Source organism: Amycolatopsis halotolerans (assembly GCF_042647905.1).
In the GTDB taxonomy this organism is placed as follows: domain Bacteria; phylum Actinomycetota; class Actinomycetes; order Mycobacteriales; family Pseudonocardiaceae; genus Amycolatopsis; species Amycolatopsis halotolerans.
Window position 1 is genome coordinate 25,007 of sequence record NZ_JBHRWI010000076.1, and the last position, 21,551, is coordinate 46,557.

17 protein-coding genes are annotated in these 21,551 nt (G+C 69.7%); 9 read left to right on the forward strand and 8 right to left on the reverse strand.

All coding sequences use genetic code 11. The features are described from left to right. Positions 1 to 14: 14 nt before the first annotated feature. Positions 15 to 413 carry a GNAT family N-acetyltransferase gene (locus tag ACFORO_RS43925; protein ID WP_377872363.1) on the reverse strand — a complete coding sequence of 133 codons (399 nt, stop codon included), beginning with the start codon at positions 411 to 413 and terminating at the stop codon, positions 15 to 17. A gap of 56 nt (positions 414 to 469) precedes the next feature. Here ACFORO_RS43925 and ACFORO_RS43930 point away from each other — a divergent pair, with 56 nt between their 5' ends. Continuing rightward, positions 470 to 928: a hypothetical protein gene (locus ACFORO_RS43930; protein ID WP_377872365.1), complete on the forward strand. Its 459-nt coding sequence runs from the start codon at positions 470 to 472 to the stop codon at positions 926 to 928. Positions 929 to 1,004: 76 nt separating this feature from the next. Here ACFORO_RS43930 and ACFORO_RS43935 read toward each other — a convergent pair whose 3' ends face one another. After that, complete coding sequence (locus ACFORO_RS43935) at positions 1,005 to 5,312, reverse strand: GH92 family glycosyl hydrolase (protein ID WP_377872366.1); 4,308 nt, start codon at positions 5,310 to 5,312, stop codon at positions 1,005 to 1,007. 294 nt (positions 5,313 to 5,606) lie between these two features. Here ACFORO_RS43935 and ACFORO_RS43940 point away from each other — a divergent pair, with 294 nt between their 5' ends. Both ACFORO_RS43940 and ACFORO_RS43945 read left to right on the forward strand, forming a co-directional pair. Then, positions 5,607 to 6,263, forward strand: coding sequence for a class I SAM-dependent methyltransferase (locus ACFORO_RS43940; RefSeq protein ID WP_377872368.1), 657 nt, complete (start codon positions 5,607 to 5,609; stop codon positions 6,261 to 6,263). Next, positions 6,263 to 6,895: a class I SAM-dependent methyltransferase gene (locus tag ACFORO_RS43945; protein WP_377872370.1), complete on the forward strand. Its 633-nt coding sequence runs from the start codon at positions 6,263 to 6,265 to the stop codon at positions 6,893 to 6,895. The genes ACFORO_RS43940 and ACFORO_RS43945 overlap by 1 nt, the downstream gene beginning before the upstream one ends. 3 nt (positions 6,896 to 6,898) lie before the next feature. On the opposite strand, the gene ACFORO_RS43950 is transcribed toward ACFORO_RS43945, so the two are convergent. Together ACFORO_RS43950 and ACFORO_RS43955 are read right to left on the reverse strand one after the other, a co-directional pair. Continuing rightward, positions 6,899 to 8,203: a M20/M25/M40 family metallo-hydrolase gene (locus ACFORO_RS43950; protein ID WP_377872371.1), complete on the reverse strand. Its 1,305-nt coding sequence runs from the start codon at positions 8,201 to 8,203 to the stop codon at positions 6,899 to 6,901. Then, positions 8,196 to 9,023 carry a M55 family metallopeptidase gene (locus ACFORO_RS43955; protein WP_354750650.1) on the reverse strand — a complete coding sequence of 276 codons (828 nt, stop codon included), beginning with the start codon at positions 9,021 to 9,023 and terminating at the stop codon, positions 8,196 to 8,198. Before ACFORO_RS43955 ends, ACFORO_RS43950 begins: the two co-directional genes overlap by 8 nt. A gap of 187 nt (positions 9,024 to 9,210) precedes the next feature. Here ACFORO_RS43955 and ACFORO_RS43960 point away from each other — a divergent pair, with 187 nt between their 5' ends. From ACFORO_RS43960 to mptB, 5 genes are all read left to right on the forward strand, one after another. After that, on the forward strand, positions 9,211 to 10,986 hold the full coding sequence (locus ACFORO_RS43960) for an ABC transporter substrate-binding protein (RefSeq protein ID WP_377872372.1): 1,776 nt from the start codon (positions 9,211 to 9,213) through the stop codon (positions 10,984 to 10,986). 415 nt (positions 10,987 to 11,401) lie between these two features. Further along, positions 11,402 to 12,430: an ABC transporter permease gene (locus ACFORO_RS43965; protein ID WP_354750652.1), complete on the forward strand. Its 1,029-nt coding sequence runs from the start codon at positions 11,402 to 11,404 to the stop codon at positions 12,428 to 12,430. Next, positions 12,427 to 13,344 (forward strand): ABC transporter permease, encoded by a 918-nt coding sequence (locus ACFORO_RS43970; RefSeq protein ID WP_377872373.1) that lies wholly within the window; start codon positions 12,427 to 12,429, stop codon positions 13,342 to 13,344. Before ACFORO_RS43965 ends, ACFORO_RS43970 begins: the two co-directional genes overlap by 4 nt. Then, the gene (gene nikE, locus ACFORO_RS43975; RefSeq protein WP_377872374.1) at positions 13,341 to 14,993 is read left to right on the forward strand and encodes a nickel ABC transporter ATP-binding protein NikE; all 1,653 of its coding nucleotides are present in this window, start codon (positions 13,341 to 13,343) and stop codon (positions 14,991 to 14,993) included. Before ACFORO_RS43970 ends, nikE begins: the two co-directional genes overlap by 4 nt. A 91-nt stretch (positions 14,994 to 15,084) precedes the next feature. Next, the gene (gene mptB, locus ACFORO_RS43980) at positions 15,085 to 16,638 is read left to right on the forward strand and encodes a polyprenol phosphomannose-dependent alpha 1,6 mannosyltransferase MptB (protein ID WP_377872376.1); all 1,554 of its coding nucleotides are present in this window, start codon (positions 15,085 to 15,087) and stop codon (positions 16,636 to 16,638) included. Positions 16,639 to 16,931: 293 nt separating this feature from the next. Here the strand turns inward: mptB and ACFORO_RS43985 are convergent, their stop codons facing one another. The 4 genes from ACFORO_RS43985 to ACFORO_RS44000 all read right to left on the reverse strand — a co-directional run bounded on the left by ACFORO_RS43985 (position 16,932) and on the right by ACFORO_RS44000 (position 20,928). After that, positions 16,932 to 17,741, reverse strand: a complete 810-nt coding sequence (locus tag ACFORO_RS43985; RefSeq protein ID WP_377872378.1) for a hypothetical protein — start codon at positions 17,739 to 17,741, stop codon at positions 16,932 to 16,934. Between the two features lie 103 nt (positions 17,742 to 17,844). Beyond that, a complete protein-coding gene (locus ACFORO_RS43990; RefSeq protein WP_377872379.1) occupies positions 17,845 to 18,450 on the reverse strand; it encodes a short chain dehydrogenase in 606 nt (201 codons plus the stop codon). Next, positions 18,447 to 19,316: a helix-turn-helix domain-containing protein gene (locus tag ACFORO_RS43995; protein WP_377872380.1), complete on the reverse strand. Its 870-nt coding sequence runs from the start codon at positions 19,314 to 19,316 to the stop codon at positions 18,447 to 18,449. Before ACFORO_RS43995 ends, ACFORO_RS43990 begins: the two co-directional genes overlap by 4 nt. Positions 19,317 to 19,377: 61 nt before the next feature. Then, a complete protein-coding gene (locus ACFORO_RS44000) occupies positions 19,378 to 20,928 on the reverse strand; it encodes a hypothetical protein (protein WP_377872381.1) in 1,551 nt (516 codons plus the stop codon). A 115-nt stretch (positions 20,929 to 21,043) separates the two neighbouring features. Between ACFORO_RS44000 and ACFORO_RS44005 the strand changes: the two genes are divergently transcribed. Beyond that, on the forward strand, positions 21,044 to 21,523 hold the full coding sequence (locus ACFORO_RS44005; RefSeq protein WP_377872382.1) for a nuclear transport factor 2 family protein: 480 nt from the start codon (positions 21,044 to 21,046) through the stop codon (positions 21,521 to 21,523). Positions 21,524 to 21,551: the final 28 nt, after the last annotated feature.

Genomic DNA, 21,551 nt, shown 5'->3' on the forward strand with positions numbered 1-21,551 from the left:
CCGGCGGTGCCGGCTCAGCTCGCGGTGAGCCGGATCAACCCCGCGTCGGTGGAAGCGAACCCGCAGGCGCCGAAGTAGAACGGGCGGAGATGCGGTTCGAAGTCCACGTGCAGCCACTCGCAGCCCGCGTCCCTCGCGGCGTCCCGCGCCCGGCGGACGAGTTCGGTGCCGATGCCGCGGTGCTGCCAGTCCGCGTGGACCTTCGGGTCGAGGAGGAACGCGTGGTCCGCGCCGTCCCAAGCCAGGTTCGCGAACCCGACCAGCTCGGTGCCGTCGTGCGCGCTGACCCAGCCGAGGCTGTGCTGCTTCGCCCGGTCCCACCAGCCGGGTTCCGCGCTGCCGCCGTGGGCTTCGGTGAGGGTGACCAGTTGGGCGTCGGTGAGGGCGGCGCGCCAGGAGTAGTTGATCTTCATGGGCCGACGCTCCCACGGGGCCGGGCGCGGGAGCCAGCCAATAAGCTGGTGCGGCGATGAAACACGTCAGAGTGGAAGCGACCGGGACGGGCAACTACCTCGATCCTCGCGCGTATCTCGGCCTGCTGCCCGCACTCTCGGCCGAGCTTCCTCCCGGCGCGCGAGCATTCGCCGCCGACCCGGATCACTACGACTTCTCCGGCCTGCGGTGCGTCAAGGACCTCGTGCTCGACGCCCTGCAGCGCGGAATCGCGGACGGCGAGGACTGGCTGCAGCTCGGCTTCCGCCACAACTGCTGGAAACACGAAGAAGACCTGAGCATCCGCTACATCGGGCTCAGCACCCGCAACCCCGACCCGGCGGACTGGACCGGCTTCGGCCCGGTCACGCTGGACGAGATCCTGCCTCACCGCCACGGCTGCAGCCACGAGATCGGCTTCCTCGGCGGATCCCTCACCGTCGTCAGCCGCGACCTGACCGCGACCTGGACCGAAGCCGACTGCCCGGACAAGTAAGCCGATACGCCGCAGGCCAGGAACCCGGAACGAATCCGAGCCCCTGGCCTGCGGCTATGTGCCGAAAATCAGCCGATCAGAACTGCGCGCACTGCCCTGCGGAAGGCCCGCGAACAGTATTGGCGAGCTGATGATCCGTCGGGGCAGGAGAGTTGCCCGTACAGGCCAACGGCCCGCCCACAGTGCTGCTCGAGAGCACCGGCCCCTGGTTCCCGGTCAGGTTGACCGGGCCGGAGATGTCGGTGAGCTCGATCGACACCGGCCCGGTCGAGCCGGTGATCGACACCGGACCGGCCACCTTCGTCCGGTTCAGCACCACCTGCGCCGCACCGGACGCCGCCACCGGACCGGTGATCTGGCCGCCGCGCACGATCAGCGAAGCACCGCGCGCCACGTTCACCGGACCCGACACCGTCGCGCCGTTCAGGCACACCACGCCGCTCGACACGGTCAGCGGGCCGTTCTGCACGCCGGTCAGCGTTTTGCCGCATGAGGCGTCCGGGCGGCCCAGCAGTTCGAACTCCGCCAGCGTCGCCGGGCCGCCGGTGGTCGCGGTGACCTCCAGCCGGTAGTAGGCGTAGTGCGCCGGGTTCTTCACCGCGAACGCCCGGGTCTGCTGCCGCCACGGGAAGGACTGGTCGGTCTGCTGATCGGCGACCGTCCAGTTCTTCCCGTCGTACGAACCCTTCAGCGTCCAGCTCTTCGCATCACCGGCGCCGGTGCCGGAGGTGAGCGTGTAGTGCGTGACCGCCTCGTCCGTCGACTTCAGCTGGTACTGCACCGCACCCGTCACCTTCGCCTGCGTGCGCGAGGTGTTGTCCAGCAACGCCGACGCGTCCGAACCGTCCGAAGTGGACAGCGTGCCCAGCCCGGGACCGGTCTCGTCGTGCAGCGGCGTCGGCACCGCGTCGCCCGTGGTGATCGACTTCGGCGCGTCGCCCGCGCCGGTGCCCCACGTCGACGGGTTCGGGCCCATGTCGAAGTCGAGCGTGGCGCCGTGGGCGAGCACGTCGTGCGGCAGCGACGTCGACGTCCAGCTCTTCCCGTTGACCTTCAGGCCCTGGATGTAGACGTTCTTCGCCGAGTTCTTCGGCGCGTTGATCACCAGGTCCCCGCCGGGCAGGTGCACGGTCGCCTTGGTGAACAGCGGCGACCCGATCGCGTAATCCGGGCTGCCCATCTGCAGCGGGTAGAAGCCCAGCGAACTGAACACGTACCACGCGGACATCTCGCCGTTGTCCTCGTCGCCCGCGTAGCCCTGGCCCAACTCGCTGCCCGTGTACAGCCGCGACACCGCTTCGCGCACCTTCGCCTGCGTCTTCGCCGGCTGGCCCGCGTAGTCGTACATGTAGAGGATGTGGTGCGAAGGCTGGTTGGAGTGGCCGTACTGGCCCATCCGCACGTCCCGCGCCTCCCGCATCTCGTGGATCACGCCGCCGTAGCTGCCCGGGTAGTTCGCGGTCTCCTGGTCGGCGAAGAACTGGTCGAGCTTGGCGCCCAGCTTGTCCTTGCCGCCGTAGAGATTCGCCAGCCCCTGCCCGTCCTGCGGCACGGTGAAGGCCATGTTCCAGCCGTCGGTCTCGGTGTAGTCCCCGCCCCACTGGCGCGGATCGTAATCAGCCTTGTCCTTGGTGAACTTCCCGCTCGCGTCCTTGCCCTGGAAGAACCCGGTGCTCGGGTCGAACAGGTTCACGTACTGCTGCGCCCGGCTCGTGAAGTACTGGTAGTTCTCCAGGTACTCCGCCTTGCGCGGATCGTTCGCCGCGGCCGTGTCGTACAGCTTCTTCGACAGGTTCGCGATGCCGAAGTCGTTGACGTAGCCCTCGATCGCCCACGAGAAGCCCTCGCCGGTCGAGTTCGGCGTGTAGCCCAGGAACTCCGACTGGTCCAGCCCCTTGCGGCCGACCGCCGAGTTCGGCGGAGTCACCGTGGCGTTCTTCAGCGCCGCGTCGTAGGCCGACTTGACGTCGAAGTTCGTCACGCCCTTCTGGTAGGCGTCCGCGAACGCGACGTCGGAGCTAGTGCCGGTCATCAGGTCCGCGTAACCGGGGGAGGACCAGCGCGCGATCCAGCCGCCGTCGCGGTACTGCTGCACGAAACCGTCCACCATCTTGCCCGCCATGTCCGGCGTGAGCAGCGAATACGCCGGCCAGGTGGTCCGGTAGGTGTCCCAGAACCCGTTGTTCACATAGGTCTGGCCGTCGACGATCTTCGACCCGGTCCGCGTCGCGGTGTCCGTGCCCGTCTTCGGCGAAACCGGGCTCGCGTACTGGTACTTCGGCGCTTCCTTCGTGCCGACGTTCTCGAAACCCTCGTTCGGGTACAGGAACAACCGGTACAGGTTGGAGTACAGCGTCTCCATCTGGTCCTTCGACGCGCCCTGCACTTCGATCACGCCGAGCTGCTTGTCCCAGGCCTGCTGAGCCGCGTCCCGCACCGCGTCGAACCCGGCGTTCGGGGCGATCTCCTGCTCCAGGTTCTTCTTCGCCTGGTCCACGCTGATCAGCGACGTCGCGATCCGCATCGTCACGGTCTTGTCCGCGCCCGCGGCGAACCGCAGGTAGCCGGTCACGTTGTCCCGGTTCTGCCCGGTCAGCTTGCCGCCGGTCGTGACGGGCTTGTCGAACGTCGCGTACACGAACATCCGCCCGGCGCCCGCGGACAGACCGCTCTTCGCGTCGGAGTACCCGCTGAGCGTGCCGTTCGCCGGGTCGAGCGTGAGCCCGCCGGAATTGTTGACGTTGTCGAAGATCAGGCTGGAATCGTTGCCCGGGAAGGAGAACCGCAGCACCGCCGCGTGATCCGTCGGCGCGATCTCGGTCTTGATCCCGTTCTGGAACGTGACGCCGTAGTAATGCGCCCGCGCCACCTCGTTGTCGTGCGTGAACGGCAGCGCCCGCTTGTCGCGGTTGGCGTCCGGCACCCCGCTCGCGGCCGACGGCATCACCTGGAAGCTCTGCCGGTCGCCCATCCACGGGCTCGGCTCGTGGCTCACGCTGAACGCCTGCAGCTGCGGGAGATTGTCCGCGTTGTTCTGCGAGTGGTAGTTGTACAGCCAGCTCGCCGAACCCGCGTCCGTCACCGGGGTCCAGAAGTTGAACCCGTGCGGCACCGCGGTCGCCGGGAAGTTGTTGCCCCGGGAGAACGTGCCGTTCGCCATCGTGCCGCGCGTGGTGAGCACGTTGTCGCTGGGCCGCGTGCTGGCCGGCGGCGTCGGCGTCGCGGAGATCTTCAGGTCGTCCAGCCAGCCCGCGAACTGCGCCGGGCCGTTCGCGTTGTCGTAGCCGATCGCGATCCGGTCGATCGTCTTGCCCGAGGCGACCCGCCCGATCACCGAACGCACCAGGTTCCACTGGTTCGCGTAGAGGACCTTGCTCGCGCCCTGGCCCTCCGGCGTCAGCGGGAACCCGTACTGGTCGGTCGCGCCGAGATCGCGCAGATGCGTCCCGTCGGTGAAGTCGAGGTCGACCGCGACGTTCGTGCTCGGGTACTTCAGATCGCCCTCGACGAACTGCGGCTGCACCTTGTACGACAGTTCGGTCGTCCCGGTCACCGGGATATCGACGTCGTAGACCTTGTTGTAGGAATACCCGTGCCCGGCCTTGGGCTGGCTGCCGGAATACCGGAACGCCTTCTTGCCGGTGAACCCGACCCGGTTCTTGTTGGTGTAGCCCGAATTCGGGCCCGAATCCACCACGCTGCGCATGTTCGGCAACGGCGGCGGGGCCGGATCGTCGTTGGCCAGCAGCAGCTCCGAGAACTGCATGATGTCGTCGCCGTGATTGCGCGTGACGTCCATCTGGTAGTACCGGTACGCGTCGCTCGGCGCGGCCAGCTTGTAGTCGTTCTGCTGGAACCGCTTGTCGAACGACTGGCCCGACTGCTTGTCCAGGTCGGTCCACGTCTTGCCGTCGGCCGACCCGCGCAGCGTCCAGTCCTGCGGGTCCCGGCCGGGCGCGTCGTTGGCCGAGGACACCGCGTAGTGCGTGATCCTCGTCGGCTCCGACAGCGTGAACGTCACCGACGCGGCCGGATCCCACGACAGCCACTTGGTGCCGGTGCTGCCGTCGATCAGGTTCGCGGCGACCTCGCCGCCGCCGGTGTTCTCGCTGGTCGCGCTGATGTCGGTGACCTTGCCCCGGATGTCGCCGGGGATCGCGGTCCCGTTCGCGCCGTCGACGCCCGAGGCCCGCGGCTTCCCGGCGGCATCGGTGTCGACGGCGTCCTGCGCCGGTTGCGGGTCGTTCGGCTCGAACGAAGAAACGAAGTCCGGCGGGGCGGCCTCGCCCGGCGCGGCACCGGCCGCGGCGGGAAGGACGACCAGGCCCGCCGCCGCCACGGCCGCGGCGAGCACGACGTGGAACGGTCTGGCGCTTCGGGGCATCATTGCTCCCAGTTCGTCAGGGGGATCAGGGATCGGGAAACGAGTCGGGACTCGGGGCCCCGGAAGCTCAACGCGCGGGTGACATCGATGTCAAGGCCGCCCAGCAAACCTGACCGGAAACGGACAACCGGCGGCGGCCCGGCTACGGCAACCAGGTTCCCGCCCCGCGGATCGCCCCAATGCCACATTGGGGCGGTCGGGCGGGAACACCGGGACGAGTGCGCCCGGGAAAACTGCCGCGCACCGGCGGTGCGAGCGCACCGGCGCCAAGGCCCGGCGGGTATAACAGAGTCCATGCCAGACGACGCCATCGATCCCGACGAGGAAGCCCGCCGCCGGGCCGGACTCGCACTCGCCAACGGTGACCCCACCGGGTGGTTCGAGCCCCTCTACGCGGCCGCGGAAGCCGGAGAGGCCGTCCTGCCGTGGTACCGCGGCAAGCCCTCGCCGGAACTCGCCGACTGGATCGACGGGCGGCCCGGCGACGGCCGCCGCGCCCTCGTCGTCGGCTGCGGGATGGCCGACGACGCCGAACTCCTCGCCGCCTCCGGCTACGAGACCTCCGCCTTCGACGTCTCGCCCAGCGCGATCAAAGCCGTGCTCAACCGCTTCCCGGACACCACCGTCTCCTACCGCACCGCGGACCTGCTCACCCCGCCCGCGGAATTCCACTACGCCTTCGACCTGGTCGTGGAGATCATGACCGTCCAGTCGATGCCGAAGGACGTCCACGACCCCGCCATCGCCTCGGTCTCCGGCTTCGTCGCCCCGGGCGGGACGCTCGTCGTCGGCGCGGTCGCCGAGGAAAGCATCGACCTCGACACCTGGGAGGGGCCGCCGTGGCCGCTCAGCAAAGCCGAGGTCGAGTCCTTCGCCCGCGACGGCGTCACCCTGACCTCGCTGCGGCGCGTCCGCGACGACGCCCGCTGGTGGGCGGAGTTCACCCGCTGATGCCCGAGGACCGTCCCGCGACAAGCCACGAACGCGACGCAGGCCGTCCGTGGGACGAGTCCTATCAGGACGGTCCGGCCCCGTGGGACCTCGGCCGCCCGCAACCGGCGATCGCCGAACTCGCCGCCGAGGGCGCGTTCCGCGGCACGGTCCTCGACGCCGGATGCGGGACCGGAGAGAACGCGCTGCACCTCGCCGCGACCGGACTGTCCATTGTGGGCATCGATGTCGCGGAAACCGCGGTGGCGCAAGCGAAAGAGAAGGCGCGCGTCCGGGGTCTCGCGGCCGAGTTCGCGGTCGGCGACGCGTTCCGGCTGTCCACTCTGGACCGGGCATTCGACACGGTCCTCGACTGCGGCCTGTTCCACACCTTCGACGCCCGGGAACGCCAGGCCTACGTCGCCGGCCTCGCGTCCGTCACCGAACCGGGCGCGAGGCTGCACATCCTGTGCTTCCGGGACACGGACGGGGACGCCGGTCCGCATCCGGTCACGCGAGCCGACCTGGAAGCGCCGTTCCACGACGAGAACTGCTGGCGGATCGAGACCCTCAGGGACAGCCGCATCGTCGCGAGGTTCGCGCCGGACGGTCTTCCGGCCTGGCTGGCGACCGTCCAGCGCGTCAATCCGTGAGCCTCAGCAGGACTCCAGGAACCGCGTCAGCACCCGCGTGCCGAACCGCAGCCCGTCCACCGGCACCCGCTCGTCCACGCCGTGCGCCATCGCCCGGTACGGGAAACCCTCCGGCAGCGCCAGGGGAGCGAAGCCGTAACACGCCATCCCCAGCTGCGTGAACGCTTTGGCGTCCGTCCCGCCGCCCATGCAGTACGGCACCACGACCGCCTCCGGGTCCTCCGCCCGCAGCGCCGCGGCCATCGCGTCGAACCACGGCGAATCGACCGGAGCCTGCACCGGCGGCTGATGCGCCACGAATTCCCGCGTGACCCCCTCGCCCAGCAACGAATCCACCACCGCGAACAGCTCGTCCTCGGTCCCCGGCAGCACCCGCACGTCGACCTGCGCGCTCGCCTTCGACGGGATCACGTTCACCTTGTACCCGGCGTCGAGCATCGTCGGCGTGGTGCTGTTGCGCACCGTCGGCACCACCAGCGACCCGGCCGTCCCCAGCCGCGCCACGGTTTCGTCGACCGCTTCGCCGGACGAGAGATCCACCGGCACGCCCAAAGCCGCACCAGTCCGCTCCAGGAACGCGCGCACGGTCGGCGTCAGTTGCACCGGCCAGCGATGCTCCGCGATCCGCTGCAGCGCCCCGACCAGCCGCACGACCGCGTTCTCCGAGTTCGGCCGCGACCCGTGCCCGGCCCGCCCGGTCGCGGTGAGCCGCAGGTGCGCGGTCCCGCGCTCAGCGGTCCCGACCGGGTACAGCCGCACTTTCCGGCCGTCCGCGGCGGGCACGTGATAGCTGTACCCGCCGGACTCGCTGATCGCCGCCGCGCAGCCCTCGAACAGGTCCGCGTGCTCCTTGACCAGCCAGTGCGCGCCGTAGTCGCCGCGGTCCTCCTCGTCGGCGACGAACGCCAGCACGAGATCCCGCCGCGGCCGCAGCCCGGACGCGACGGCGGCCAGCACCATCGCGCAGAAATCCTTCATGTCGACCGCGCCGCGGCCCCACAGGAACCCGTCGCGGACCTCGCCGGAAAACGGCGGTACAGACCAATCGGCCGCCGCCGCGGGAACCACGTCCAGGTGCCCCTGCACGAGGAGCGCGGGCAGCGTCGGATCGGTGCCCGGGATCCGCGCGATGACATTCGCCCGCTGCGGTTCGGACTCCAGAATCCGCGCCGAAACGCCGTACCGGCCCAGGAATTCGGCTACGTACTCGGCGGCGAGGCGTTCGCCCGCGGCCTCCCCGTCGCCCCAGTTGGTGGTGTCGAACCGGATCAGGTCCGCGCACAGCGAAACAACGTCGACCTCAGCCATAAATGCCCTGCACCGCCCCTGCCGCGATGGCCGTGACCACCTTGAACGCCTTCATCGCCTCGGTCATGCTCGGCGCCTCGAACGCGACGCGGCGCGTCCCGGTCTGCTCCACGGTCGGGATCACCGCGGTCGCCTGCGCCAGATGGCTCGCGTCGAACTCGACCTCGATGCGGTGCCGCCCCGGCGTCCGCTCGGCGCGCCCGGCCAGCGCCATCGACTCCCGCGCGCCGGTTTCCAGCAGCCTCGCCGTGCGCGCCGGCGGCAGGCAGATCGCCGCGTACCGGCTCACGCATTCCTTGACCTGCACCAGTTCCGCGTCCGGCGCGTAGTCGCGTGCGTCCTCGCACGTCTGGTCGTCGCCGCTGACCAGCAGCACCGGCACGCCGTACTCGGCCGCCATCGCCGAGTTCAGCCTGCCCTCGCTCGCGGGCACGTCGTCCAGCCACACGCCGGTGATCTGGTTTTCCAGGTAGGTGTGCGACAGGACGCCGTCGAACCCGGCCCCGGCGTGGTAGCCGAGGAACACCACACCGTCCACACCGGAATCGATGCCTTGCATCATCGACAGCGGCTTGTGCCGCCCGGTCAGCATCCGCGCGCGTTCGTCGAGGTCTTCCAGGAGCAGGTTGCGCTGCGACGAGTGCGCCTCGTTGACGAGCACGTCGGTCGCGCCCGCCGCGTACAGGCCGGCCAGCACCGCGTTGACGTCGCCGGTGAACATGCCCCGGAACCGCTGCCACTGCGGGCTCCCGGGCACGACGTCGTCGGTCCAGGTGACCCCCGTGGCGCCTTCCATGTCGGCCGAGATCAGGATCCGCATGCCGGCACTCTAGTGATCCGCGCCGCGACCATAACGATCGGACACGCAGCGGCACCGTCACATATTGCGCGCTTCCCGCCGTATGTGGTTACTTTTCGTCTCTGGGGTCGGGGATTGACGATGGGGTGGTTCTCAAGTGCGAAATAAGCACAGGCGACACGGGTTGCGCCGCGTTTTCGGTGTCGTGATGGCAGTAACGCTGGCGATTCTGCCGTTGGCGGGCACTGCGACCGCGCAGCAGCAGGCACAGCCGAAGGTGCTGCGGGTCGCGTTGACCACTGGTATCGACCACTTGAACCCGTTCACCGCCGGGCTCGCCGCGTCGACCCAGGTCGGCCGGTTCATCTACGAGTTCCTGACGACCCCGTCGCAGGACAAGGCCGAGGCCGCCCCGGCGCTCGCCGAGTCGTGGACGACGTCGCCGGACAAGCTGACCTGGACGTTCAAGATCCGCAAGGGCGCGAAGTGGTCCGACGGGCAGCCGGTCACCGCGAAGGACGCCGCGTTCACCTTCAACCGGATGCTCACCGACGCCACCGCGCGCACCGCGAACGGCAACTACGTCGCGAGCTTCCAGTCGGTGGCCGCGCCGGACGACGCCACGCTGGTGATCAAGACCAAGACCGTCCAGTCGTCGATGGACCTGCTCGACGTCCCGATCGTGCCCGAGCACGTGTGGTCGCAGATCAAGGACCTGAGCGACCCGAAGACCGACACCATCCCGGTCGTCGGCGTCGACGACGGGCCGTACCAGATCACCGAGTACAAGCAGAACGAATACGTCAAGTTCAAGGCCAACAAGGACTATTGGCGCGGCGCGCCCAAGGTCGACGAGCTGCAGCTGCTGGTGTTCAAGGACGTCGAGGCCGCGGTCAACGCCCTCAAACAGGGCGAGGTCGACGTGATCAACCGGCTCACCCCGACCCAGTTCGACGCGCTCAAGGACCAGCCGAACATCGCGCTGAACAAGGCGCCCGGCCGCCGCTACAACGAGATCAACCTCAACTTCGGCGTCCAGAACTCGGAGAACAAGCCGATCGGCAACGGAAACCCGGTGCTCAAGGACATCCGGGTGCGCCAGGCGATCGCGCAGTCGATCGACATCTCCACGATCGTGGACAAGGTCGCGGGCGGCTACGCCCAGCCCGGCGGCGGCGTGATCCCGCCGATCTATTCGGCCTACCACTGGGATCCGGCCCCGGGGGAGGCGCACAAGTTCGACCTCGCCGCCGCCAACGCCGCGCTCGACGCGGCCGGCTACGCGAAGGGCCGCGACGGCATCCGCACCGCGCCCGGCGGCGCGCGCCTCGAACTGCGCCTCACCGGGCACGCGAACCGCGCGCCCGACCAGCGCCTCGCCCAGTACGTCACCGGCTGGCTGCACGACATCGGCATCTCGGTCAAGCAAGAACTCGTCTCCGACGACGAGCTGAACGACCGCACCAACGCGGGCAACTACGACCTCGCGATCTCCGGCTACGCGAACAACCCGGACCCGGACTACTCGCTGGCCCTGCACACCTGCGCCGCGCGCCCGAACGCCGAGGGCAAGGGCGGCACCACCGACACGTTCTTCTGCGACCCGCAGTACGACGCGCTCTACGCCAAGCAGCTCGCCGAAACCGACCCGGGCGTGCGCGCCGGCTACGTGAAGCAGGCCCAGGCGCGGCTCTACAGCCAGGCCGTGAACGTCGTCTACGACTACGACAACGCGCTCGAGGCCTACCGCTCCGACAAGTTCTCCTCGTTCGGCAAGCAGCCCCAGCCCGAGGGCTCGATCCTCGAGCAGACCGGCTACTGGGGCGTCTACGGCGCGGTCCCGGCCGACGCTTCGGCCGCGTCCTCGGACAGCGGTTCCGGCACGACCGTGTGGATCGTCGTCGGCGCGGTCGTGCTCGTCGTGCTCGTGGGCGGCGGCATCGCGCTGTCCCGCCGCGGCAAATCCGCCGACGACCGGGAGTAAATCCGATGCTGTGCCAGTCGCCCGCTCCGGCCCGGCGGTCCGTGAAGGGCCCCTTGAGGGAATCCAAGTCCCTCAAGGAGTCCTTCACGGCACGCGAGTCCGATGTCAGGAACTCAAGCTGCGCTGCTTCTCCGTGCCGACCGTCCACAAAGGACGCTAAGCTCGTCGAAATGCCCGGTTTAAGCCCTCGTGACCGCTTGCAGGCGTCCGTGAGGGGAACCCTGAGGGAATCAGATTCCCTCAGGGTTCCCCTCACGGACAACGCATCCCGCGCTTGCCTCGCTACCCCCCGCGACCGGGAGACCGACCCCAAACCACAGCCGCAGCGCCGCCTTGAGTCCCTGGCGTCGGCGCGCGAGTCCGTGCGGGACCCCTTCGCGGACAGCCGCGCCGTCCAGCAGAAGGGGAGCCTCGGGTGAGTCAAGCGATAGCGCCCGACCAGGCCTCGGTGCTCGCCGACCCCGACGAGCGCCGAGGCGGCACCGGGACCCTCCGGTTCGTCCTCAAGAAGATCGCCGAGGCGGTCGCCAGCGTCTTCCTGGTGATCGTCCTCGGGTTCTTCCTCTTCCGGCTGCTGCCCGGCGACCCGGTCGCGTTCATGGCCCGCGAACGCCCCACCGACCCCGGCCAGATCGCCGAACTGCGCGAACGGCTCGGCATCGACAAGCCCATCCTCGCGCAGTTCGGGAACTACTTCGTCGGTCTCTTCCAAGGCGACTTCGGCGAGTCCTACATCGAACGCCGCCCGGTGCTGGACATGATCGGCGAACGGCTCTGGCCGACCGTGCTGCTCGTCGGCAGCGCGACCGTCCTCGCTGTCGCGCTCGGGCTGTGGCTCGGCATCCGCGCGGCGTGGAAGCGCGACAGCTTCTTCGACCGCGCGCAGACCGGCATCGCGCTGACGTTCTGGTCGGTCCCGCAGTTCTGGCTCGGCCTGCTGCTGCTCGTGGCCACCAACGGGCTGTTCCCCAGCCGCGGCATGCACTCGCCCGACGCCGGGCCCGGATTCTTCGCCCAGAGCCTCGACGTGCTGCACCACCTGATCCTGCCGTGCCTGACGCTGCTCGTGGTGTTCTACGCGCAGTACATGCTGGTGATGCGCTCGTCGCTGCTCGGCGAGATGAACGCCGACTACCTCACCACCGCCCGCGCGAAAGGCCTGCGCGACGACCTCGTCCGGCGACGGCACGCGGTCCCCAACGCGCTGCTGCCCACCGTGACGCTGGTGTTCATGCAGTTCGGCACGGTCGTCGCGGGTGCGGTCACCGTCGAAGCGGTGTTCAGCTGGCCGGGGCTCGGCCAGCTCACCTACGACGCGCTGCACGGCCCGGACCTGCCGGTGCTGCAAGGGGTTTTCATCGTCCTCGCCAGCGCCGTCGTCCTGATGAACCTGTTCGCGGAGCTGCTCTACCGCGTGCTCGACCCGAGGGTGCGTACCGCATGACCTCAATCCCCGCGAAAACCGAAAGCGCCCGCGCGATCGCGTGGCGCCGCCGCCGCGCCGGAATCGCCCGCACCTGGCACGAATTCGCCACGCAGAAAGCCGCGTTGGCCGGGCTGTTCCTGCTCGTGCTCACTGTGCTGCTGGCTCTGCTGCTGCCGCTGATCAGCGACCAGAGCGGCCTCGACGTCACCCGCGTCACCGGCAAACCGCTCAGCCCGCCGGACAGCCAGTTCTGGCTCGGCACCGACATCGACGGTCGCTCGGTGCTGCTGATGACGGTGTGGGGCACCAGGATCTCGCTGCTCGTCGGGTTCTGCGCGACCGCGCTGAGCGTGTTCATCGGCACCCTGATCGGCATCACCGCCGCGCACTTCGGCGGCTGGGTGTCGGCGATCCTGTTGCGGTTCACCGACTTCTTCCTCGTGCTGCCCTCGCTCGTGCTGGCGATCGCGCTGGCGGCCGTGCTGCCGCAAGGGATCTGGACCATCGTGCTCGCCATCGGCGTCACCGCCTGGCCGAGCACCGCCCGCCTCGTCCGCGCCCAGACGCTCACCATCGAAAGCCGCCCCTACATCGAACGCTCCCGCGCGCTCGGCGGCGGCCACCTGCACGTGGTCGCCAAACACGTGCTGCCCGGCGTCGCCCCGCTCGTGCTCGCCAACACCACCCTCGTGGTCGGCAACGCGGTCATCGCCGACGCCACCCTCTCGTTCCTCGGCGTCGGCGACCCCACCTCGATCTCCTGGGGCGCCATGCTGGAAACCGCACTCAACAACGGCGCGGTCACCCGCGGCGCCTGGTGGAACCTGCTCCCGCCGGGCATCGCGATCGTGCTCGTCGTGCTGATGTTCACCCTCGTCGGCCGCGGCCTCGAAACCGTGCTGAACCCGCGGCTCAAAGGACGGCACTCGTGACCGCGCTGCTCGAACTGAAAAACCTCGGCGTCACCTACCGCACCGGCGGCGGCGACGTCCCCGCGGTCCGCGGCGTCGACCTCCGTCTCGACGCGGGCGGCACGCTCGGCGTCGCGGGGGAGTCCGGCTCCGGCAAGTCCACCGTCGCGATGAGCGTGCTCCGGCTCCTGCCGCGCAGCGCGAAGATCACCGGCGAGATCCTGCTCGGCGGCGAGGACGTCAGCGAAATGCGCTGGGGACGGCTTCGCGCGGTCCGCTGGGCCGAGGCGTCGGTCGTGTTCCAGGGCGCGATGCACGCGCTCAACCCGGTCCGCCGCGTCGGCGAGCAGATCGCCGAACCGATCCGGCTGCACGCGCCCGACGGCAAGGCGCAGTCCGAAGCGCAGGTGCAGGCCCGGGTCACGGAACTGCTCGAACAGGTCGACCTGCCGCGCTCGCGTGCGGGCGCGTACCCGCACGAACTGTCCGGCGGCCAGAAACAGCGCGTGATGATCGCGATGGCGCTGGCCTGCGAACCGCGGCTGGTGATCGCCGACGAACCGACCACCGCGCTCGACGTCATCGTCCAGGCCCAGGTCCTGTCCGTATTGTCGAAGCTGGTCGCCGAACGCGGCATCGGGCTGATCATGATCAGCCACGACCTGTCCGTGCTCGCCGCCACCTGCGAACGCATCGCGGTGATGTACGACGGGGAAGTCGTCGAGGAACGCCCCAGCGCCGAGCTGATGTCCTCGCCGCAGCACGAACACAGCCGCGCCCTCGCCGCCGCCTTCCCGACGGTCGGCGACCCGGTCTCGCGCTACGCCCCGGCCACCGCGACCCCGCTGCCCCCGGAACCGGAGGAACGCGGCGGCGCGGACGAAGCGCCGCTGCTCGCCGCCGAGGACCTGCACGTCACGTTCCGTGACCGCAAGGGGAAGCGGATCCACGCGGTCGACGGGGTGAACCTGCAGGTCCGCCGGGACGAGATCGTCGCGCTGGTCGGGCAGTCCGGCTCCGGCAAGACCACCCTCGCCCGCACGCTGCTCGGCCTGCAGAAACCCGACTCCGGCGCGGTCCGCTACGCGGGCAAGCCGGTGCCCTCGGCCGGGGCCGGGTTGCGCGCGTACCGGCGGGAAGTCCAGCTCGTGCTCCAGGACCCGACGAGCGCGCTCAACCCGGCCCACACGGTGTACGAGGCGGTCGCCGAGGGCCCGCGCATCCACGGCTTGCCGAACGAACGCGACGTCGTGCTCAAAGCGCTCGAATCCGCCGAACTGCGCCCGCCGGAGAAATTCCTCGACCGGCTCCCGCACGAGCTGTCCGGCGGCCAGCGCCAGCGCGTCGTCATCGCCGGAGCCCTCGCGCTCGAACCGTCGCTGCTGCTCGCCGACGAACCGGTGGCCTCGCTCGACGCGTCGGTGCGCGGGGAAATCCTCGCGCTGCTGCTCCGGCTCCGCCGCCAGCTCGGCCTCTCCGCCCTCGTCATCACCCACGACCTCGGCCTGGCCTGGAACATCGCCGACCGGGTCGCGGTGATGTACCGCGGCGAACTCGTCGAGACCGGTACCGTCGAACAGGTCCTGCTCGACCCGCGGCACGAGTACACGAAGTCGCTGCTCGCGGCGCTCCCCGGGGGCACTGCGCAGCGGACCGCGGCCGAGACCTGACCCCGGTCCGCTCCGGGCGCGCGCCGAAGCCGGGCGCGCCCGGAGCCAGTGCGGGGCGGGCCGACTGCACCCGGTAATCTTCTGGATCGAAATGGCCACTACTATCGACGACGCGCAGCCGAACGCCGGAGGTCTCGACCGGCAGTTCCTGACGCCTTCGCGCTTCCCCTACCGCACCATCGCCATGGGCACGGTCGGAAGCGCCCTCCTCATGCTCGCCGCGCTCGGCGCGGGCGGCATCCTCATCCGAGACCCCGTCATCGGCCACGGCCCGCTCTCGTGGATCCGCTACGGCCACGGCCGGGCGCTCGCCAACGCGCTGCTCTACAGCGGCTTCGGCCTCGTCGTGTGGGCGTGGGTCCGGCTCGGCCGCTACGCGCTCGCCGGGCGCATCGGCAGCAAGCCGATCCTGATCGCCGCGCTGTGCTGGATGGCGCCGCTGATCGTGTCGCCGCCGCTGTTCACCCGCGACGTCTTCTCCTACCTCGGCCAGGGCGCGCAGCTGCTCTACGGGCTCGACCCGTACGCCAACGGCCCCGCCGAGCTGCCCGTGCTGCCGAACGTCGTGCAGAACGTGCACCCGCTGTGGCAGACCACGCCCGCCCCGTACGGGCCGCTGTTCCTGCTCATCTCCAAGGGCATCGTCGCGATCACCCAGGACCACATGATCGCCGGCGTCATCCTGACCCGGCTCGTCCTGCTCGTCGGGCTCGGCATGACGCTGTGGGCGCTGCCCCGGCTCGTCAAGCACCTCGGCGGGAAGCTCCCGGTCGCGCTGTGGGTCGCGGTCGCCAGCCCGATGATGGTCATCCACCTCTTCGGCGGCCCGCACAACGACCTGATGATGCTCGGCTTCCTCACCATCGGGATGCTCGCCGCGCTCGAGCGCAAACACGTCATCGCGGTCGTGCTCGTCACCATCGGCATGCTGATCAAGCCGACCGCCGCCGTCGCGCTGCCGTTCATGGTCTGGATGTGGGCCGCGGACATGGCGGGCCCGTCGAAGACGAAGAACTTCTTCAAGGCCGGAGCCGCCGCGGTCGGGCTGTTCCTGCCGGTGTTCGTCGTCGGCACCTGGGTCTCGCTCGGCTCGCTCAACCTCGGCTGGTGGTCCGGCCTCAAGGCCCCGCAGCTCATCACCAACTGGCTGAACTTCCCCAGCGGCATCGGCGAGGCGGTCTACAACCTCGTCCACATCATCGCCAACGTCCAGCCCTCGCCGTTCGTCACCGTCGCCCGCGCCATCGCGATGGTCGGGCTCGTCGTGTTCGGCGTGCGGCAGTGGTGGCTCGCCCGCGGCGGCGGCAAGGAAGCCGTCTACCGCGCCGCGATCACCCTGCTGGCCGTCGCGATCCTTATGCCGCCGACCCTGCCCTGGTACCTCACCTGGGGCTTCGTCCTGATCTCGGCGTTCCCGTGGGAACGGCGGAACCTGTCGGCGATCGTGGCGATCTCGGTTTTCGTGACCCTCGTGTACTACCCGACGGGGGAGCAGGCGCTCTACGACTGGTGGTTCATCGCGATCGTCGTCGTGGTCAGCCTCTACGCCGCCGCGTCCCTGCTGCGCCCCGACCCGCTCGGGCTCGTCGCCGCGTGGCGGAAGAAGCCCAAGGACGAGGAGTTCCTCCCGAAGCAAGGGGCGTGAGTGGTGGCGCCGGTTAGGGCGCACAGTGTTCCGGCTGCCTACCGACCCCGCTGCCCGAATGCCACCTCGGGGTTTTCTCGGCAGCGGCCGCTACGACAAGGAACGCGACGCCTTCCCCTGCTCGCCTGGCCACGTCCCGCCCTGCGGGCACGTCCGTGAGGGGAACCCTGAGGGACTCAGAGTCCCTCAGGGTTCCCCTCACGGACAGTCAACGGGAACGGAGAGAGCCCGCAGCTACCGAACGGCTCGCGAGCGGCGATCCCGGTCAGAACCGGCATCGCCACTCACGACGACTACTTGCGTTCCGCGCGGTAGTTCCGGAACAGCAGGTAGGTGTCGAGAATGTCCGCCGGGTCGCTCTCCACTGAGCGGTAGATGCCCCACTTCGGCCGCACGTAGTCGCCCTGATCCGGCAGCTTCACCCCGGTCTTGCTGCCCTGCGCGGCGATCGGCGCGCCCGCACCGGCTCCGCTGCGGATCACGCACGCCGCCGCGCCCGCGTCGCCCGGAGTGAGCGTCCACTCGATCGTGATCCACTTGTCCCGCAACGGAGCCAGCTTCGCCGCCGCGATCGACGGCGACCCCGGATTCGCGTACGCCCGCGCGGAAATCATCTCCACGCCGCCGTCCCGGACCAGATCGAGCGTCACCCACGGACCCGCGTTCGTCGCCGGGGTCTTGGTCTGGAAGATGTGCGTGAACCGGCTCGTCCCGTGCAGGCTCGCCGGGATGAACATCTCGTAGGACAGCGTCCACGTCTCGCCGTCGTGCATCTTCAGCGCGGAACCGTTCTGCACCATGCCCTTCGTCTCGGTCCGCTGCCGATCGCCGCCGCCCGTGGTGTCGCGGTCGTCGCGCCAGATGTTGAATCGGTAGTGATTTCCCTCGACCACCACGTACTTCCGGTCCGGATGCAGACCGCCGCGATCAGCCTCGACGCCCTCGAACGCCTTCAGCCCGTCCTTCACCGGATCGGGATGCCACAACGGACTCGCGGCCGTGGCGCAGCGAGCCAACGGGCCGGTCAAAACCGGGAGGGCAAGCGCCGACCCGACGATCGTGCGCAGCGCCGTACGGCGCGGGAAACCAGGGGAATCCGGCATCACGGAGTGACCTTTCCGAACAGGAACGAAAGGGGCACATCGGCCGGCGGCGTCGTACATCCGATGTCTGGCAGGTCAAAGGTAAGAGTCTTGCCGAACGCGGTCAAGCGTAGGCCCGGACGACCGTCCCGGTGATGTCGCTTTCGACGCAGTTCAGGTAGTGCCGCACCACTTCGTCCATCGGCACCGGGCGCATCCCCGGGAAATGCCCGCTGAACTCGTCCACGGAATCGCCGATCAACGTCGGGCTGACCGCGTTGACCCGCATCCCGCGCGGCAGCTCGATCGCCGCCGACAGCACGAAACTGTGCAGCGCGCCGCTGATCACCCCGCCGCCGGTCACGTGCGGCCACGCCTGGTCTGCGAAGACCCCGGACGTCAGCGTGAACGACGCGCCGTCCGCGGCGTGATGCTGTCCTTGAAGAACCAGCTCGGCCTGCCCGTAGAACTTGGCGCGCAGGTTCTCGTGCAGCTCCGCCGAGGTGAGTGTCGCGAACTCGTCCAAGGCGCCGTGCGCGGCGATGCTCACGACCGCGTCCATTGCTCCGACCTCGCGGTACATCGCCGTGATCGTCTCCGGCTCGGCCAGATCGACGCGCACCTCGCCGGACGTCCGCCCGGCCACAATCACCTCGTGCCCGCGCGAGCGCAGTTCCGGCACCAGCCGCCGTCCGATCGTTCCGGCACCGCCGACAACGAGGATCTTCACCGCACTTTCTCCTTCGCCAGGGGTGCCGCGAAGCTCTGGGACAGCAACGCGAGCGCGTCGGCGTCGGGAGTGCCGGGCAGCGCGTAGAACAGCCCGAGTTGCTGATCGTCGTCGGGCAGCGTGACGGTCTCGTTCGCGAGCGTCAGACGTCCGACCACTGGATGGTCGAGTTCGCGCACGTAGTACGAGCAGGTCCGGACCGGGCGCTTCGCCCACATCCGCGCGAACTCCGGGCTCTCCACGGCCAACCGCCCGACGAGCTGTTCCAGCACCGGATCGTCCCGATGCCGCGCGACCGCCTGATGCAGCGCCGCGACGGTGACCGACGCCTTGTCCGCCCAATCCCGGTAAAGCGCGCGGTGATGCGGGTCGAGGAACAACATCCGCGCGATGTTCGGGCGGACCCGCTCGTCCGGCGCCTCGAACGCGACGTGCCCGGCCAGCAGCGCGTGCCCGAGCCGGTTCCACGCCAGGACATCGGCCCGGTGATCGACCGCCACCGCGGGCAGCGCGGACATCGCCGCGAGCAGATCCGCTACCGCGGGCCGCAGTGTGGTCCTCCGGACCCGCGGCCGGGTCGCCCGCCGAGGCGCTGCGAGATTCCTCAGGTGCTCGTGCTCGGCCGGAGCCAGCTGTAATGCCGCGGCCAGCGCGTCGACCACCGAGTCCGAGGCGCTGCTGCTGGCCCCTTGTTCGAGCCGGGTGTAGTAGCTGACGCTGACCCCGGCCAGCTCGGCCAGTTCCTCCCGCCGCAGGCCGGGAACCGCGCGCCGGGTGCCGCCGGGCGCGATGCCTGCGGCCTCCGGCGTCAACCGTTCGCGACGGCTGCGCAGAAAACCGCCGAGTTCGTTGCTTCCGTTGCTCACCAGGCCATCCTGGCGCGCCGCCGAGCCCGCCGCCTGCCCCTGACCGGGATACCCCGCCGGGTCAGAACATCTTGCTGAGCACGTCGTGCCAGGCAGTGACGGTCTGCGCGAGCTGCGCGCCGGTCTTGGCGGCCTCGGTCATCGCGCTGAGTGCCAGCTTCGCGCGGCCGCGCTTCTGCTTCTCGCCGGGTTCGGCGGCAGCCTCCGCGATGTCCTTGACGTGGTACAGAAGTTCCTCGCGCTCGTCGTCCGGCAGCTCGGGATCCTCGCGCACCGCGGTCGAAAGCGCCTCGATCGCCTCGGCGAGCCGGTCGTCCCGCCCGGCGACCGGAGCCAGCACGGTCGTGATGTCCCGGACCGTGCTGTTGAGGATGAAGTTGCTGTGCGTCACGTCGCCGCCGATTTCGATGCGGTGGCCGGACTGCGGCGCGGAATCCCGTTTGTAGTCGGCCATGTTGCCGAGCACCTCCGTCAGATAGTCGAGAGCGATGGTGACGTAAGCCAGGTAGACGCGGGCGAGGCTCCCGCCTTCGAGCTGATCGGTTTTCCACTGCGCGACCCACGGGAAGCCCTCCGTGCCCTTGGCGAGCCGCCGGCGGATCTCCTCGGTCACGAACCCGGCCAGCACGCCGCCGTCCAGCCGCCAGCCGGCATCGAACTCGGCGGGCCACGACCCGGTCAGCGCCCTCTCCCGCAGCTTCGCGGTGTCGTGGAGGAATTCCCGGAGATCCTGCTCCATCGCCTCGCCCGACACGTGCTCCTTGAACCGCGCTTCCTTGGGCCGGTGCATGAGCGGAAGCAGCTTGGGCCGGGGGAGCGCGGCCAGCCCGTCCGCGACCGCGACGAGCGCGCCGTGCAGATCGCCGAGGAGGGCTTCCCATTCGCCGGGCGGGAGCACCGCGATCCCCGCCCCGTCGTCAGCCCGCCCGTAGCGGGTCTTGAGGCTGTCCCGGAACCGTTGCGCCAGCGGGCCGGTGAGCGTCGCCAGCAGGCGCTCGGCTTCGGGATGGATGTCGGACACCAGAGTCCGCCGGGCGGAGGCCCACCGCAGCATGTCCTTGACCTGGCCCGCCACCTCACGCGTCGGACGGGAACCGGTGCGCTCCGGACCCCACCAGACGTTGAACCGGCCCCAGTCTTCCTCCTCCTGCAGGTACCGCCCCGGCTGGCACAGCCGCTCGACCGACGGGCGGAGCCGCTCCGCGTGCGCACGGGCTTCCTCCGAGACACGGAGCGGGAGCGCCCCGACTACCTCGCGAATCGTCCGCCGGGCCCGGTCGGCTCCCGACACGGCCTCGCGCACCGAGCCGCCCGACAACTCCACCGGGCCCGGATGCTGCGCGGGCGGCAGTTTCGCGTCCCGGGTCTTCCGCTGCCATTCGGTCGCCTGGGAAGATCGTTCGCGGAGAGTCTTGTCCTTCGCTGCCTTCGTGTTCGCCGCGACCGCCGTCTTGTTCTTCTCGTACGCCTTCGACGCCAGCCAGAGCCCGCCGCCGATCAACGCGATCCAGACCACGACGCTGAACCCGCCGGTCACCGCGTGGTCCACGTCGCTGTCGGCAGCCGCGGCGATCAGCACCACGACGATCACCACCGCGACCGCACATCCCACAACGCCTCCCCCGAAGCGGCCGGCACCGGGAGTGCGACCGCCGTCACAGCATGATGTCACGCCCGCCCGGCGCGGAACGATGAACCGAGACAGCGGAACCCCGAGGGAGAAGCCGGTGCAGGAAACGGATCAGCACGAACTCGACGCGTTGCTCGCCACGTCCCGCATCATCCGCACCTTCAACAGCTACTACCGCGCGGTCGACGAACGGCAGTTCGACGCACCGCGCTTCCAGCGCATTTTCGCGCCGGACGGGAAAATCGTGCGCCCCAACGGCGCCGAAATCGCCGGACCGGCCGACATCGCCGAAAGCCACGCCCGCAGCTTCGCCCGCTTCGAGGCGAGCCAGCACCTGCTCACCGGCCACGACGTCGACCTCGACGGCGCCACGGCGACGGTGCGGGCGAACCTCGTCGCGATCCACCTGTGGAAAGACCGCCCGGTCACCGTGCGGATGGAGGACCGCGCGTTCACCGCGGGCGGGGTGGTTACCGCGGACCTGCGCGAGAGCGGGAAAGGCTGGCGCATCACGGAAGTCCGCACTCGGATCCTGTGGCGGACCGGGTATTTCGGGGACCTGGCACAGACCCGCTGACTCGCCAGGGACTTCGCGTTCGGCTGGC

Bases quoted from the DNA above. Each gene is read 5' to 3' on its own strand.
- ACFORO_RS43925 (WP_377872363.1), bottom strand. From the start codon at position 413: ATGAAGATCAACTACTCCTGGCGCGCCGCCCTCACCGACGCCCAACTG.
- ACFORO_RS43970 (WP_377872373.1), top strand. From the start codon at position 12,427: ATGACCTCAATCCCCGCGAAAACCGAAAGCGCCCGCGCGATCGCGTGG.
- ACFORO_RS43985 (WP_377872378.1), bottom strand. From the start codon at position 17,741: ATGCCGGATTCCCCTGGTTTCCCGCGCCGTACGGCGCTGCGCACGATC.
- ACFORO_RS43945 (WP_377872370.1), top strand. From the start codon at position 6,263: ATGCCCGAGGACCGTCCCGCGACAAGCCACGAACGCGACGCAGGCCGT.
- mptB (WP_377872376.1), top strand. From the start codon at position 15,085: ATGGCCACTACTATCGACGACGCGCAGCCGAACGCCGGAGGTCTCGAC.
- ACFORO_RS43950 (WP_377872371.1), bottom strand. From the start codon at position 8,203: ATGGCTGAGGTCGACGTTGTTTCGCTGTGCGCGGACCTGATCCGGTTC.
- ACFORO_RS43935 (WP_377872366.1), bottom strand. From the start codon at position 5,312: ATGCCCCGAAGCGCCAGACCGTTCCACGTCGTGCTCGCCGCGGCCGTG.
- ACFORO_RS43930 (WP_377872365.1), top strand. From the start codon at position 470: ATGAAACACGTCAGAGTGGAAGCGACCGGGACGGGCAACTACCTCGAT.
- ACFORO_RS43960 (WP_377872372.1), top strand. From the start codon at position 9,211: ATGGCAGTAACGCTGGCGATTCTGCCGTTGGCGGGCACTGCGACCGCG.
- ACFORO_RS43940 (WP_377872368.1), top strand. From the start codon at position 5,607: ATGCCAGACGACGCCATCGATCCCGACGAGGAAGCCCGCCGCCGGGCC.
- ACFORO_RS43955 (WP_354750650.1), bottom strand. From the start codon at position 9,023: ATGCGGATCCTGATCTCGGCCGACATGGAAGGCGCCACGGGGGTCACC.